This window comes from Nocardia vinacea NBRC 16497 (genome assembly GCF_000308835.1).
Classification (GTDB): Bacteria; Actinomycetota; Actinomycetes; order Mycobacteriales; family Mycobacteriaceae; genus Nocardia; species Nocardia vinacea.
Genome location: NZ_BAGN01000112.1, coordinates 30668 through 45744 on the forward strand (window position 1 = coordinate 30668; position 15077 = coordinate 45744).

16 protein-coding genes are annotated in these 15077 nt (G+C 65.5%); 9 read left to right on the plus strand and 7 right to left on the minus strand.

Features of this window, described 5'->3' with window-relative positions; translation table 11 throughout:
- Entirely contained in the window at positions 1-858 is an 858-nt protein-coding gene (locus tag ON44_RS15160) for a class I SAM-dependent methyltransferase (RefSeq protein ID WP_040690443.1), read from the minus strand.
- A gap of 268 nt (positions 859-1126) precedes the next feature.
- On the minus strand, positions 1127-1993 hold the full coding sequence (locus tag ON44_RS15165; RefSeq protein WP_245567164.1) for a LysR family transcriptional regulator: 867 nt from the start codon (positions 1991-1993) through the stop codon (positions 1127-1129).
- 236 nt (positions 1994-2229) lie between these two features.
- Between ON44_RS15165 and ON44_RS15170 the strand changes: the two genes are divergently transcribed.
- The 6 genes from ON44_RS15170 to ON44_RS15195 all read left to right on the plus strand — a co-directional run bounded on the left by ON44_RS15170 (position 2230) and on the right by ON44_RS15195 (position 8453).
- On the plus strand, positions 2230-3672 hold the full coding sequence (locus ON44_RS15170; protein ID WP_040690475.1) for a form I ribulose bisphosphate carboxylase large subunit: 1443 nt from the start codon (positions 2230-2232) through the stop codon (positions 3670-3672).
- A gap of 17 nt (positions 3673-3689) precedes the next feature.
- On the plus strand, positions 3690-4112 hold the full coding sequence (locus tag ON44_RS15175; protein WP_040690447.1) for a ribulose bisphosphate carboxylase small subunit: 423 nt from the start codon (positions 3690-3692) through the stop codon (positions 4110-4112).
- Positions 4102-5199 (plus strand): AAA family ATPase, encoded by a 1098-nt coding sequence (locus ON44_RS15180; RefSeq protein ID WP_083897892.1) that lies wholly within the window; start codon positions 4102-4104, stop codon positions 5197-5199. The genes ON44_RS15175 and ON44_RS15180 overlap by 11 nt, the downstream gene beginning before the upstream one ends.
- A 15-nt stretch (positions 5200-5214) precedes the next feature.
- Positions 5215-6279 (plus strand): class 1 fructose-bisphosphatase, encoded by a 1065-nt coding sequence (locus ON44_RS15185; protein ID WP_040690448.1) that lies wholly within the window; start codon positions 5215-5217, stop codon positions 6277-6279.
- Positions 6280-6297: 18 nt separating this feature from the next.
- The gene (locus tag ON44_RS15190; RefSeq protein WP_040690450.1) at positions 6298-7176 is read left to right on the plus strand and encodes a phosphoribulokinase; all 879 of its coding nucleotides are present in this window, start codon (positions 6298-6300) and stop codon (positions 7174-7176) included.
- A 110-nt stretch (positions 7177-7286) separates the two neighbouring features.
- Positions 7287-8453 carry a thiolase family protein gene (locus ON44_RS15195; protein WP_040690478.1) on the plus strand — a complete coding sequence of 389 codons (1167 nt, stop codon included), beginning with the start codon at positions 7287-7289 and terminating at the stop codon, positions 8451-8453.
- A 36-nt stretch (positions 8454-8489) separates the two neighbouring features.
- Here the strand turns inward: ON44_RS15195 and ON44_RS15200 are convergent, their stop codons facing one another.
- Positions 8490-8867, minus strand: coding sequence for a PLD nuclease N-terminal domain-containing protein (locus ON44_RS15200; RefSeq protein ID WP_040690451.1), 378 nt, complete (start codon positions 8865-8867; stop codon positions 8490-8492).
- A gap of 120 nt (positions 8868-8987) precedes the next feature.
- Positions 8988-10238, minus strand: a complete 1251-nt coding sequence (gene dinB / locus ON44_RS15205) for a DNA polymerase IV (protein WP_040690454.1) — start codon at positions 10236-10238, stop codon at positions 8988-8990.
- Positions 10239-10333: 95 nt separating this feature from the next.
- Between dinB and ON44_RS53425 the strand changes: the two genes are divergently transcribed.
- The 3 genes from ON44_RS53425 to ON44_RS46795 all read left to right on the plus strand — a co-directional run bounded on the left by ON44_RS53425 (position 10334) and on the right by ON44_RS46795 (position 11625).
- Positions 10334-10468: a hypothetical protein gene (locus ON44_RS53425; RefSeq protein ID WP_281005166.1), complete on the plus strand. Its 135-nt coding sequence runs from the start codon at positions 10334-10336 to the stop codon at positions 10466-10468.
- Complete coding sequence (locus ON44_RS15210; protein ID WP_051182051.1) at positions 10465-10677, plus strand: hypothetical protein; 213 nt, start codon at positions 10465-10467, stop codon at positions 10675-10677. Before ON44_RS53425 ends, ON44_RS15210 begins: the two co-directional genes overlap by 4 nt.
- 243 nt (positions 10678-10920) lie before the next feature.
- Positions 10921-11625: an integrase core domain-containing protein gene (locus tag ON44_RS46795; RefSeq protein WP_157187164.1), complete on the plus strand. Its 705-nt coding sequence runs from the start codon at positions 10921-10923 to the stop codon at positions 11623-11625.
- Positions 11626-11708: 83 nt separating this feature from the next.
- Here ON44_RS46795 and ON44_RS15225 read toward each other — a convergent pair whose 3' ends face one another.
- Genes ON44_RS15225 through ON44_RS15235 form a run of 3 tightly spaced genes read right to left on the minus strand, consistent with a single transcriptional unit; the run spans position 11709 to position 14601 of the window.
- Entirely contained in the window at positions 11709-12980 is a 1272-nt protein-coding gene (locus ON44_RS15225; protein ID WP_040690456.1) for a cytochrome P450, read from the minus strand.
- Positions 12981-12994: 14 nt separating this feature from the next.
- Positions 12995-14386 carry an NAD(P)/FAD-dependent oxidoreductase gene (locus tag ON44_RS15230; protein ID WP_040690457.1) on the minus strand — a complete coding sequence of 464 codons (1392 nt, stop codon included), beginning with the start codon at positions 14384-14386 and terminating at the stop codon, positions 12995-12997.
- The gene (locus ON44_RS15235; RefSeq protein WP_040690458.1) at positions 14383-14601 is read right to left on the minus strand and encodes a ferredoxin; all 219 of its coding nucleotides are present in this window, start codon (positions 14599-14601) and stop codon (positions 14383-14385) included. Before ON44_RS15235 ends, ON44_RS15230 begins: the two co-directional genes overlap by 4 nt.
- Positions 14602-15077: the final 476 nt, after the last annotated feature.

Below are 15077 nucleotides of genomic sequence, written 5' to 3' on the forward strand. Positions count from 1 at the left end.
TTAGTCACGCTCGAAGCGCACGATTCCGGACCAGGGGTTGCGGCCCGGTTTGCGCGGGTCGGGCTGAGGGAGATAGGTGAATGGGCGCAGGTACCAGGGTGCGCGGTGGAATTTGCGGGCGTGCACGAGGAGGTGTTCCACTTCGCGTGCGTGCCAGCCGAGATCTTCGAAGTAGGCGATGCCGTTGCCGGGTTCAAATTCGATGGGTGCGTTCTCGAACATCGAACTCGACCGCATGCGATTCATTGCCACCGTGACGTCCATGACCCACCAGCGGATCTCCGACCGGGACAGGGCGGCGGCGATGGCGCGGACCGTCTCCTCCTCCAGGTACATCAGCAGACCCTCGGTGATCACCAAAGCCTTTGTGGCGGGGGAATTTTCGGGACCGAGCGGGCCGAGTGCCCAGTCCAGGAACTCCGCCAGCGCGGCCGGGTCGGCCAGGTCGACACCACGGCGGATCAGCGCACAGTGCGGCTTCTCGTCCGCAAGAGCGGCCTCCTTCTCCGCGGTGAGCGCGGGCAGATCGGCCTCCACCCAGACGAAATCGACCGGCAGGCCCAGGCGGTAGGGGCGGGTATCGAGTCCGGCGGCGAGATTGAGCACGCGGTCGCAGCCCTCGGCAATCGCGGTCGCGATGAGATCATCGATGATTCTGGTTCGGGTGACGACCGGCCAGCCGTTGCGCATGATTCGCGTAGCTGCCGCCACCATGGCATATCCGCGCTCGCCGGCCAGGCGTTCGGCGAGCGGATCGTGGAACAGCGCATCTTCGCGCGCGGTCTCCAGCGCGCGGTAGGCGGCGACCCAACGCGCGGTATCGGACACATTCGAAATCAACGCTTCCCCACCAGCCATGCGCGCCAGTCTGACACAACGTGGCCCCTTGTCGGGGGCTGGGTGCCTTGGTGGCGTGGCTGTACCATCCGATAGAATTCCGGTCGGGGAGTCGGGCCGCGGAACACGATATTCACCGGCTCGTAACAGCGAAACGTGCTGCTGAGCGGGTATTCGGTCCACAATCGACCCAATGGCGAATTCATCGCCGATAACCTGCGCGATCATTGTGATCGCCAGTCGGGTGGAGTCCGGGTGTCGTGCCCCCCGGACTCCACCGCCCGGGGTTCTAGCCGGGGTGGAAAGCGTGGGTGCCCACTTCGGCTGGATCGAGGATGTGGGCGAGGAAGAGGCGGGTTGTGGGGGTGGGGGTGCGAGTGGTGACGGCGTGCCATGGACGGTCCATGGGGGTGCCGTCGACCGGAAGTACTTGCAGCAGACCTGATTCCAGGTCTTGGGACAGGGCGTCGGTGTGAATGAGGGTCACGCCCAAGCCTTCACGGGCGGCGGCGAGTACTGCACCGTGGCTGCCGAGGGTGAGGGTGGGCGGGGAGATTTCGAGGCGGTCGATGAGGCTGAGTGTGGCGTCGCGGGTTCCGGAGCCGCGACCGCGTAGCAGCCAGGTGCTGTGCAGCGGATCGGGGCAGTCGGGCGCGCCGACGACCACGAGCTGACTGGGGCGACGGGCGCGGATGACCAGCCCGGTGTCGCGCGGTGGGCGGCCCGCGATGACGAGATCCGTTTCGTGGTGGTGCAATTCGAGGAACAGCACGTCGCGCGGATGCACCGACAGGCTCAGTTCGATATCCGGATAGCGATTCCGGAATGACGCCAGCGGCCCCAGCAGCACGTACTCACCCGCCGTTGCGACCACACCGATCCGCAGCTTGCCGGTTTCGGCCCGGCGTACCGCGGCATTGGCCTCCTTCATCAGGCCGAGGATGGTGCGGCAGTATTCGGAGTAGATGCGCCCGGCCTCGGTGAGCGCGATACCCCGCCCGGCCTTCGCGATGAGCTTTGCCCCGAGCTGCTTTTCGATGTGCGCGACCGCCGCGGAGACGGCGGCCTCGGTGATGTGCAGCTGGGTGGCGGCGCGGCGAATGCTGCCCTGCCGAGCCACGGCCAGGAATGTTTCCATCCTTGCCGCACTCACCATGCCCACAATTCGACGGTATCAAACTCAATGAATCCGTTGAGTATTCCGAGGAACAATCAAATTGTTTGTCATCGACAACGCCGTCATCCTTGAACTCAGTAGGCGTCCACCCCACGTCTCAGGCGCAGCATCCCGCACAACACCCGAGCCGAGGTGTCCTGCTCGATATCCGGGCGCGGGTGCCTCGCGCAACAGTTCCCGAGCGCGGATGACCCGCAAAACCGAGCGGAGCAATGATGACCGACGAAACCGAACCCAACCGCTGGGATCCGGGTGTCCACTCCTACGCCTCGATGGGTTACTACGCCCCGGATTATGTACCCAAAGATACCGATGTCCTCGCCGTCTTCCGAGTGACCCCGCAAAAGGGCGTGGATCCGATCGAAGCCGCGGCCGCCGTCGCAGGTGAATCATCCACTGCCACATGGACTGTCGTATGGACCGACCGTCTCACCGCACACGACCGCTACCAGGCCAAGTGCTACCGCATCGATGAGGTTCCCGGCCGCCCCGGCGAGTATTTCGCCTATGTCGCCTACGATCTCGATCTCTTCGAGGAGGGTTCGATCACCAACCTCACCTCCTCGGTCATCGGCAATGTCTTCGGCTTCAAGCCGCTGCTGGCACTGCGCCTGGAGGATATGCGGATTCCGGTGGCCTACGTCAAGACCTTCCAGGGCCCGCCGCACGGCACTGTCATGGAGCGCGAGTACCTGAACAAATACGGCAGGCCGCTGCTCGGTGCGACGGTGAAGCCGAAACTCGGTCTGTCCGCGCGGAATTACGGTCGGGTGATCTACGAGGCATGCAAGGGTGGCCTGGATTTCACCAAGGACGACGAGAACATCAACTCCCAGCCGTTCATGCGTTGGCGAGACCGGTATCTGTTCGCCATGGAGGGCGTCAACCGTGCCACCGCCGAAACCGGTGAGATCAAAGGCCACTACCTCAATGTCACCGCGGCGACCATGGAGGATATGTACGAGCGCGCCGAGTTCGCCAAGCAGCTGGGCAGCGTCGTGATCATGATGGACCTGACGGTGGGATTCACCGCCATGCAGTCGATGTCGCACTGGGCGCGGCGTAACGGCGTATTGCTGCACCTGCATCGGGCCGGGCACTCCACCTACACGCGTCAGAAGACGCACGGCGTGAGTTTCCGGGTATTGGCCAAATGGTGCCGGCTGATCGGCGTCGATCACCTGCACGCGGGCACCGTGGTCGGCAAGCTCGAGGGTGATCCGGCGACTACCAGGGGCTTCTACGACACGTTGCGGGAGAACCACATTCCCACCAATCCGGGCAACGGCATCTTCTTCGACCAGTATTGGGCCAGTCTCGGCGGAGTCATGCCGGTGGCCTCCGGCGGCATTCATGCTGGTCAGATGCACCAGTTGCTCGACCTTTTCGGCGATGACGTGGTCTTGCAATTCGGCGGCGGCACCATCGGACATCCGCTCGGCATCGCCGCTGGAGCGGAGGCGAATCGGGTGGCGCTGGAGGCAGTCGTGAAGGCCCGCAACGAGGGTCGCGATTTGCTGAAGGAGGGTCCGGATGTGCTGCGCAAGGCCGCCGAGATCTGCCGCCCGCTCGATGTCGCGCTTTCGACCTGGGGCGATGTCACCTTCGACTACACCTCCACCGACGCGCCGGATGCCGTGCCGACGGCCAGCCACTGAACGACAGGACTCCGCACATGTATCTGCGCCACGGAACCTTCTCGTATCTGCCCGAACTCACCGACGCCGAGATCGCGGCCCAGGTGCGTTACGCCTTGCTCAACAACTGGCCGGTGTCCATCGAATACACCGATGATCCGCACCCCCGCAATGCCTATTGGGAGATGTGGGGGCTGCCGCTGTTCGATCTCGACGAGCCCGACGGTGTGCTCGCCGAGATCGACGCATGCCGCAATACCTTCCCGCGACACTACATCCGGGTTCTGGCCTACGACGCCCGTTATGGCAGGCAGACCACCGCACTGAGCTTTCTGGTGCAGCGTCCCGTCGATGAGCCCGGATTCCTGCTGACCCGCACCGAGGGACCGGACCGCCGCCAGACCTACGGTCTGCACTCGTATGCCACCGACGAACGGTCGGGTACCCGGTATGGCGGCTGAAAGGTCGAGCGCGGCAAGCGGTTTCCGATTGCACCGGCCCGGTGCGGATGACGGCAGGCCGGTGCGTGCGGTGCCGGCGGACGCGCCGCCGGAGGAGCTGCTCGCCGAGGATGCGGTGCTGGATCTGTCCAGCGATATCGCGGGCAATGACGTCGCGGACGTATTGACAAGGCTCGATGCCGAACTCATCGGTCTGGCGAATGTGAAGCGGCGGGTGCGTGAGATCGCGGCGCTGCTGCTGATCGATCGGGCCAGACAGCGCTTCGGCCTGCAAGCCTCTCGGCCGACCATGCATATGAGTTTCACCGGCGGCCCCGGCACCGGCAAAACTACTGTCGCCCTGCGGATGGCCGAGATGCTGCACGCGCTCGGCTATATCCGTAAACCCAAGGTGCACACGGTAACTCGCGACGATCTGGTCGGCCAGTTCATCGGACACACCGCACCCAAAACCAAGGAGGCCCTGGCCAAGGCGGCCGGGGGAGTGCTGTTCATCGACGAGGCCTACTACCTGTTCCGCCCGGAGAACGAACGTGACTACGGACAGGAAGTCATCGAGATCCTGCTGCAGGAGATGGAGAGCGAACGCACCAGCCTGGTGGTGATCTTCGCGGGCTATCCGGATCGGATGGACAAGTTCTTCTCGGCGAATCCGGGATTGTCCTCGCGGGTGGCCCATCATCTGGAATTCAGCGACTACACCCACGACGAGTTGGTGCGCATCGCCGAACTCATGGTGGCACGGGACAATTTCCGGTTCGACGACAGCGGATACGCCGCCTTCGGCGAATATCTCACGCTGCGAATGAGCCGCCCCCGATTCTCCAATGCGCGCAGCGTGCGCAATGCCCTTGACCGCTGCCGGTTACGGCAGGCCAAACGACTGGTCGAGCTGCGGCGACCGCTCACCAAGACCGACCTGATCACGCTGACCGACCGAGATGTCTACGGCAGCAGTGTATTCCGCGGCGCGAGCGACGGGCCCGGAGGCGGTAGCTTGCGTGACCACGCAGTGCCCCGGGAGCGCCGCCAATCGAACACCGCAGGACAGCAGCCGGATGGGCCGACCGCACGGGCGCCCGCGTGACGAGATCGAGAACTCATGCCAGAAGGACTGAAGACCCTCACCCGATACACGATCGAGGAGGAGCACCGGCATCCTGGATCGTCCGGTGAATTCTCCGCTCTGGTGAATGTCGTCGCGACCGCGACGAAAATCATCGCCAACCAGGTGACCAGGGGTGCCATTGTCGGCTCACTGGGCGCCTCCGAACCCGATAACCTGCCGCCGACGGTGCACCGCAAACTCGACGCCATCGCCAATGACATCATGGTGGCCGAGACCCAATGGACGGGGCATCTGTCGGCGCTGTTATCGGAGCAGATGACCGATATCCATCCGGTGCCCGACGTGCACCGGCGCGGCAAATATCTGCTGGCCTTCGATCCGTTGGACGGATCCTCGAATATCGATGTAAATCTGCCTGTCGGAACGATTTTCAGTGTGCTGCGGGCACCGGACAACGGTGCGCCGAGTACGGTGGACTTCTTGCAGCCGGGGGTGCGGCAGGTCTGCGCGGGGTTCACGCTCTACGGACCGGCGACCATGCTGGTGCTCACCACGGGCAGCGGCGTCGACGGATTCACCCTGGATCGGGAGATCGGCGCATTCGTTTTGACCCATCCGCGGATGCGAATCCCGGAGGATACTTCGGGATTCGCGATCAATGCCGCCAATGAGCGGTTCTGGGAACGGCCGGTGCGGCGGTATGTCCACGAATGTCTCGACGGTGTGGACGGGCCACGGGGGCGGGATTTCAATATGCGCTGGGTCGCGTCATTGGTCGCCGATACCTTCCACATCCTCACCCGCGGCGGGGTCTACCTCTATCCACACGACACTCGGCGGCCGGGGCGGGTGTCGTTGCTGTACGGCGCGAATCCGATTGCCTACATCGTCGAACAGGCCGGGGGCTGGGCGACCACCGGCGGTGATCGAGTGCTGGAGGTGGCGCCGGAGCAGGTGCATCAGCAGGTGCCGCTGATCTTCGGTTCGCGCAATGAGGTCGCGCGGATCGAGCGCTATCACAGCGAGCCCGAGGAAGGGCCCAGTTTCGACAGTTCACTGTTCGGGTCGCGGTCGCTGTTCCGTCCGGCCGGGCGCTGAAGCAACCGAGGAGGTGTCATGTCGGTCAAACATCCCGTCGTCGCTATTACCGGCTCATCCGGTGCGGGCACGACCAGTGTCACGCGGACCTTTCAGGAGATATTTCGCCGCGAAGGTATCAATGCGGTGATCGTGGAGGGGGATTCGTTCCATCGCTACGACCGCAACGAGATGAAGCTCGCGATGGCCGAGGCGGAGCAGAGCGATAATCGCACCTTCTCGCATTTCGGTGAGGAGGCGAATCTGCTGAAGGAGTTGGAGACACTGTTCCGCGATTACGGTGAGACCGGCGTCGGTTCGGTGCGCAAATACCTGCACGACGAGTTGGAAGCCAAACCACACGGGCAACCCGCAGGCACCTTTACGCCGTGGGAGGATCTGACGCCGGGCAGCGATCTGCTGTTCTACGAAGGTCTGCACGGCGCCGCCGTCACCGATTCGGTGAATGTCGCGCAATACGCGGATCTGCTGGTCGGGGTGGTGCCGATCGTCAACCTCGAATGGATCCAGAAGGTGATCCGGGACAAGACCGAACGCGGCTATTCCAGTGAGGCCGTCATCGATACGATCCTGCGCCGCATGCCCGACTACGTGAAATACATCTGCCCCCAGTTCTCCCACACCTACGTCAACTTCCAGCGCGTCCCCACCGTGGACACCTCGAACCCCTTCATCGCTCGCACCATCCCCACCGCGGACGAAAGTTTCGTCGTCATCCGCTTCGCCGACCCCAAGGTCATCGACTTCCCCTACCTGCTGTCCATGCTGCACGACTCCTTCATGTCCCGCCCCAACTGCATTGTCGTCCCCGGCGGGAAAATGGATCTGGCCATGCAACTCATCTTCACCCCGCTGATCCTGCGGTTGATGGATAAGCGCCCCAAGCGTTCTCGCTGATCGGTGTAGCAGTAAGCGGGTGCACGCCCATCGGGAGTCGCGGCGGCGTACAGTGTCATAAGTTAATCGTCGTTCGCATGGAACGATCGCAGAAACAGCAGGGAGCCGTCATGACATCCGCGGTCATTGTCGACGTTGTTCGCACACCCTCCGGGAAGGGGAAACCCGGTGGTGGGCTCTCGGATATACATCCGGCGACACTGCTGGCCGAGGTGCTGCGGACCCTGATCGAACGCAATGACCTCGATCCGGCACTCGTCGATGATGTGATCGGTGGTTGTGTCACCCAGAGTGGTGAGCAGGCACTCAATATTTCGCGCACCGCCGTGCTGGCCGCCGGGTTCCCGGAGTCCGTGCCCGCGACCACTGTCGATCGGCAATGTGGGTCCAGCCAGCAGGCCGCGCATTTCGCGGCGCAGGGTGTGATCGCCCGGGCCTACGACATCGCGATCGCCTGCGGTGTGGAGTCGATGAGCCGGGTCCCGATGTTCTCCAACGCCCAGGGTGCGGACGCCAACCGCGGTCCGCTGGTCGACCGCTTCCCGGAAGGTATTATCGGACAGGGCATTTCGGCTGAAATCATCACCCAGCGCTGGAAGCTGGACCGCGAGACCCTCGACGCCTTCGCCGCCCGCTCGCACCGGTTGGCCGCTGAAACCGCCGCGGCCGGCGGGTTCGACAACGAACTCGTCCCCGCGGGCACGCTCACCGCCGATGAGACCATCCGCCCGAGCACCAGCGCCGAAGGTCTGGCCGGACTGCGCCCAGCCTTCGCCGACGATGAATTCGAGGCGCGCTTCCCGGAAATCGAATGGTCCATCACCCCCGGCAATTCGTCCCCACTCACCGACGGCGCATCGGCCGCCCTGATCATGAGCGAGGAAAAGGCGAACGCCCTCGGTCTGCGCCCGCGCGCCCGCTTCCACTCCTTCGCGGTAACCGGCGACGACCCGCTGCTCATGCTCACCGCCGTCATCCCCGCGACCCGCAAGGCCCTCGCGCGCGTCGGGCTGACCATCGATGACATCGATGCCTACGAAGTGAACGAAGCCTTCGCCCCCGTACCACTGGTCTGGCAGCACGACCTCGACGCCGACCCCGCCAAACTCAACCCCCGCGGCGGCGCCATCGCCCTCGGTCACCCCCTCGGCGCCTCCGGCACCCGCATCCTCGCCACCCTGGTCAACCACCTCGAGCAGTCCGAAGGACGCTACGGCCTGATGACGATGTGTGAAGCAGGCGGCCTCGCCAACGCCACCATCATCGAACGCCTTTGACTGCGTCGCTGGACCGCTCGCGCGAACCGAGGACGCTTACAGTTCGCCTTGTTCGCGGCGGTGGTCCAGGTCGCGCCGGCGCTCTTCCTCTTGGCGGCGGGCCTCGCGGCGCTGTGACTCGGCGCGTTCACGCAGGCCGCGCAGGAAAGCTTCGTCATCGTCCGGATTCTGCGGGACGCGGCGGCCGGGCCGGTCGTATTCGGCGTAGCGGGTGGTGGAACGCGGGCCGCCTTCGTGCAGTGGGCGGCCGGCGAACAGCCACAACAGTGCGCCCACGGTCGGCACCAGGATGACGACGATGAGCCACGCCAGCTTCGGCAGATTCCGGATGCCCGCATCGGGGCAGGTGATGATGTCGACCAGGCAGTAGACCCACAGGGCCATGGTGATCAGGCCCAGTACTGCGTATGGCATCGAAATCTCCTCGGGCGCACGGCAACAGCTAGGGCCTGCTCATCCGTGGTTTCCGTAGGTTCGATGGTCACCCCCCGCCGAACCGGCCCGCATGGAGAATACACGGCGTGTTCGCGCGCATCAGTCCGGCAGCAGCGGGACCGAGAGGCCTTCGCCGCGACCGATGAGGGTGGCGCGGGTGACCGCAGCCGAGCCGAAGCGGCGGCGCAGGTCGTCGAGCGTGGCATCGAGGGTATTGGTGGCGCGGGGTTCCAACGGCAGGGTGAGTTGGACGGCGTCGGCGTTGTCGAGGTTGGTGAGAGCCAGCCCGATGAGGGTGAGGCCGCGCTCTTGGATCATTGGCATCGCGGTGCTGAGTAAGGTGCGCGCGGCGTAGAGGATGGTTTCGGTGTGATCGGTGGCCTCGGGCAGGGTGTGCGAGCGGGTGGCGCGGGTGAAATCGTCGAAACGCATGCGCAGCACCACCGTTCGGGTCACCCGGTCGGCCGCGCGCAGTCGGCGGCCGAGGCGGTCGGTGAGGCCGTGCAGGTAGGCCTCGATCTCGTCGGGTGATCGGTGCCGACGACCGAGTGCGCGTTGCGCGCCGATGGAGCGGCGGCGGACGCCGGTTTCGACGCGCCGCGGGTCGCGCGCCCAGGACAGGGCGTACAGGTGCCGTGCCGCGGCGGGGCCGAGGATGGCGCGCAACGGTGATTCACCGAGTTCGGCGAGTTGACCGATGCGGGTGATGCCGTGTTCGTGCAGGGTGCGGGAGGTGACTTCGCCGACGCCCCATAGTCGTTCGACCGGCAGCGGATGCAGGAAATCGAGTTCGAGTTCCGGAGGCACCAGGCGCAACCCGTCGGGTTTGGCAACCGCGCTGGCCACCTTCGCCAGGAATTTCGTCCGCGCGATACCGACCGAAATCGGCAGTCCGACCTGCTCGCGCACCACATCACGCAACCGCCGCCCGATCTCGACGGGTTCGCCCGCGATCCGTCGCAGCCCACCCACATCGAGAAACGCCTCGTCGATCGAAATGCCCTCGACCACCGGCGTCGTGTTGTGGAAGACCTCGAAGACGGCCTTGCTCGCCTCGGCATAGGCCGACATGCGCGGCGGCACCACTATTGCATGCGGGCAAAGCCGCAGCGCCGCACCACCATTCATCGGCGTACGCACCCCGAACGCCTTCGCCTCGTAGCTGGCTGCCAGCACAACGCCGCCACCGACGATCACCGGCCGCCCCCGCAGCCGCGGATTATCGCGCTGTTCCACCGAGGCATAGAACGAGTCGAGATCGGCGTGCAGGATCGAGGCCTCGGCCCGCGGCTCGATCCGCGGCCGTCGGGAACGCGGCGAAGTCGGGGCGGCAGACCTGGACACGAACATATGTTCGCATAGATCGCCCTCTAGCGCGTCAAACTTTCTGGCAGGGTTGCTCGGTTTACGCTCCGAGCACGTCGAAGCTGGGAAGGAGCCGGTCTGTGGCCAGGTCACGGTGGTTGAAGATTCCGGTCGAGGACAAGGTGCGGGTGGTGTTGTCGGTGCTGGCCGGTGAGATGAGCGTCGCGGAAGCCGCCCGGCGGCGGGGCGTGAGTACGGCTTCTATGGCCAAGTGAAGCAAACGTTCCTCGAGGCGGGGACCAAGGCGCTGGACGCGGTGCCCAGCGGCCCGGCCGGGGCGCAGGGTCTGCCCGAGCAGCGGCGGTTGCGGATGGAGAACGAGCAGCTGAAGCTGGCGCTGGCGGAAGCCACCGTGCAGCTGCGGGTCTGGCAGCACGGCGCCGCGCTGGTGGATCAGGTCCCTTCGCTGACCTCGAAGTCCTGAGAGCGGCAGAAGGACTGCCGGTTTCGAGGTTCGCTCGATTGGCCGGCATTCCCGAACGTACCTATCGCCGGCGCCTGGCCCGGCTCCGCGACGGGGACCCGCCGCGAGGTCCGTGGCCTGCACCCAAAGTGGAGCGGTTCGAACCGATCGCAGCGAAGTACGCCGAGGAGTGGCCGGCGTGGGGGCATCGCAAGATCGCGGCGTTGATGCGCGCCGACGGTTACGTGGTATCCCACCTCGACCGTGGAGCGAGCGCTGCGGCGGCGTGGACTGCTGTTGCCGCGCGGGTATCGGGCCGACCGTAAGTCGTGGGCGATGCTGCGGCGCAAGGTGTTCCGCGATCCGCCGACACAACGCAATCGGGTGTGGCAGACCGACTTCAGCGAGTTCGAAACTGCCGGCGGTGGCATCTGGCGTATCTGCGCGGTGATCGATTACGTGACGAAGTACTGCCTGGCCGTCACTGTGACCCCGACCGCTCGTGGTGCCGACGCGGTGGCCTGCCTGAGGCTGGCGGTCGCCGAGGCCGAGCGGGTGCTCGGACTGGACGACCTGCGTACCGAACGCGAGCTGGTCGAGGTCGCAGGACCAGCTGGTGAGGTACTCGGTCTGGCGCCCGCGCCGATCGCGGTGGTGTCGGACAACGGGCCGTGCTTCCGGGGCGAGGTGTTCAAGACCGCGTTCGACGGGCCGGACCGGCTGCTGCGCCACGTTCGTACCCGTGTCCGGTCTCCGCAGACCAACGGTGTGATCGAGCGGTTCTTCGGCACGATGAAGTACGAGCACCTGTTCCGTGGCGCGATCGCTGATGGCGACGCCTTGGACATGGAGGTTCACCGGTTCCGGATCCTCTACAACACGATCAGGCCGCACCAGACACTCGGAGACCGAACACCCAGCGCGGCCTACACCAGCCGTGACCGTGACCACCGGAAAACCGCTCGATAAGCCGCTATGTGCGGACGATGGTTGGGTGGTATACCCGTCGCGGCGCTGCGGCGGGACGGAGTTGCGTCGATGTTGTGTGCTGTTCAGTCGGTGATGTGGTCGAAGTCGATGAGCAGGTGTTGGGGGCCGCGGAAGATTTGGCTTCGCCGATACGGTGGCGGGTCGACGACCAGGCTGGGTGTGGCGACGCGGCGTAGGAAGGTTTCCAGCGCCAGGTTGACTTCCAGTCGTGCGAGCGGGCCGCCCAGGCAGGTGTGGATGCCGCTGCCCCAGCCGAAGTGTTCGTTGTCGGGGCGGTGGAGGTCGAAGCGGTTCGGGTTGGCAAAGTGGTTCGGGTCGCGGTTGGCGGCAGCGTAGACCAGATGCACCGCGGCCCCTTTTGGGATAACGGTGCCGGCGATGTCGATATCGGCGGTAGCGCTGCGGCTGGGGAAGAACTGCACCGCCGCCTGCAGCCGCTGGACCTCTTCGATCGCGCGCGGGAGCAGCTCCGGTCGGCTGCGGACCTGGTCGTAGGACCCGGGGTTGCGCAGCAGCGTCATCACACAGTTGGCGATGGTGTTGACCGTCGAGTCATGACCGGCGACCAGCAGCAGCACCGCATTGGACAACACCTGCTCGGCAGGCATCGGACCATCGGGGCCGCCGTCATGGATCAGTTTGGACAACAAGCCCTGCCCGGGCTCGCGCTGGAGCTGCTCGATCAACCCGGCCAGATAGCGCATGAGTGCGTCACGGCTGGAACGGGACTTCTCGGCGCGGGCCTTACCCTGCTCGGTGGTCGCATCCGGGCCCAGATCTATGCCGGCCAACATGTCGCGGATCCAGGCATGGAACATGGGTTCGTCTGCGAGCGGGACCCCGAGGACCTTGCAGATCACCATCACCGGCACCGGATAGGCGTAATCGTCGACCACATCCAGCCGGGTCTTGCCGCTGGCCTCGATGCCGTCGAGCAGCCGGTTGCACAACCGCACGATGTCGGGCTCCATGCCGGGGATGACATCGGGTGAATGCGGTGAGATGAAGTGGCGCATCACCTGCCGGCGCGCCCGATCGTGCTCGGGGGGATCGGAGACGATGATGCTCGGCCGGCGACCGTAGGCCTGCATGTCCTCGGCGCCGGGCTCGGAGTCGACACCTGACGTCAGGGTGGCGCCCAGCGGGCTGCGGCTGATATCGGAGCTGACCCGGGGGTCATGTGCCAGCGTCAGCAGTTCCTGATAGCCGGTCACGACGTACAGGTTGTCGGCAACTCGCGCGACCGGGGTCTGGCGCAGTTGGTCGAAGAACGGGTACGGGTCGGCGCGGTGTTCGTATTTCATCGCCTCCGCCCAGGCGCTCGCTGCAGTCATGCTGGCTCCCTTGGTCAGTGGAACTCGGCGCCTCGTGAGGTGGGGTCGTGACCGGTCAGCACCACGTCGGGAATCGCGGTCGGCACTCGTGGATCGGGGAAGCGGGCCGGCATCGGTGCCGGGTCGGGCGCTTGGTCGTAGCCCGGCGGCGGTGGCGGGAACGGCGCCGAGCGCTCGATCATCGCCGCGTAGTACGGCAACCACTTGCCGTGGTTGAACGTCACCGCACCGACGATGCGGCCGCGGTGGCCGTAGGCGGCGGCGAAGCGATAGTCCGCGGGAGACCCCTGGGTAAACACGATCTCATCGCCGAACGAGCACACCCCCACCCCCTTGATGTTCACCCCGAATTGGGCCGACCAGAACGAGGGCAGCGGCAAGTGCGGTCGCCGCTCGGTCTCGAGGTTGATCATGTTGTTCGCGGCGACCTGCGCCCCGCACACCGCGTTGTCCCAGTGCTCCATCGAGATGAACTGGTACTCGTACAGCACGTGTGGCTGACGCGCGATATCCCCGGCCACGAAAATGTTGTCGGTCACCACCCCGTTGATGTCGAACGCGCGACAGCCCGCATCGCAACCGACTCCCCAGAAACCGGCGGCCAGCCCAGCACCTGCCAACCACTCGACGTTGCGGATCGATCCCAACGACGCCACCACCACATCGACATCGAGCGTGGTCCCATCCGAGAGCCGGGCCCGGCGCACCCGCCCGCCGGCGTCGCCGTCGAGGGCTTCCACAGACACCCCGGTACGCAGATCAACGCCGGCGCCGCGCTGCATCCGGGCGGCGATATCGCCGATCACCCCGCCCAGCGGCCCCACCAGCGGCCCGCCTCCCCGCTCGGCGACGGTCACCGGCAACCCCAGCTCGCAACACACCGAAGCCATCTCGGAGCCGACAAACCCCGAGCCGACGACGAGGACCCGCTTCGGGCCTGCCCGCAGCGCCGCATGCAGCCGAGCCGCGTCATCACAGGTGCGCAGCGTGAACACCCCCTGCAGGGCACCCTCGGCCGGATCGAACCGTGGCCGTGCCCGAACGCCGGTGGCGATGAGCAGCCGGTCGTAGGGCACCGCGTCTCCGGTGGCCAGCAAAACCTGTTTGTTCACCCGGTCCAAACCGGTCGCGGCCACACCCAGCCGCCACTGCGCGTCGATGTCCCGCATACGGGGAAGCTTGGTGTGATCGGCGCGAACCCAGCCCTTGAGGACCTGCTTGGACAACGGCGGACGGTCGTACGGTTCGTGCGACTCGTCACCGATGAGGGTCAGAGGCCCACAGAAGCCCTTGTCCCGCAAGGCCTCCGCGGCGCGAAGCCCAGCCAGCGACGCCCCCACGATCACGATCCGACCCTCGGCCCGAAACATCCTGACCAGGTCCGCGGCCAGCGACGCAGTGCTCATGCCACAGGCTCCGGCCCGTCGGGGGTATAGGTCTCCACCACGATCGCCTGGACCGGACACGCCGCCGCCGCCCGCAACACCCGCTGACGCTGCGCGTCATCAGGGTTGGGGTCATACGCCAGCGCCTCCTCACCCAGCATTTCGAGCACATCCGGCGCCAGCGGAACACACTGCGCATACCCCTGACACCGATTCAGATCAACCACAATGCGCATACCCTCAGCTCCTCACCCGAACCATGTCCCGATGTGGGTCTCCCCGCGAAACCGCTGCGGGCCGGAAAGCGCTTACACCCGCAAGGGTTGACGTGAACTCCTAGAAGACGATCACGCCCCGAAGTGCCGGCGCCGAGCGGGCACCTCACAAAAGGATTCGTAGCACCCGATATCGACGATCTAGTCATTCGCCGGTCGACACCGCCACCATCTTCAGTCTGACCCCGGCAAGGCACCGCCACCACCGCCCACCCGGAATCGAAAATCGATACCGGATGGCGGTTGTCGGCAAGCTTTCGGCTTTCGAACACCCGGGACCGGCCGCGCGGACCTCGTTGAGTGGCTGTGCCAAGCGGTGTCGAGAAACGCGTGGGAAGCCGCTTGTGTCCGACAACTTACATTCACCGATTTTCGGACGAATACCGCCCGTGGCGACACACGGAAATCGGCTATTACCGAGCGGTCNCGGTTGACCA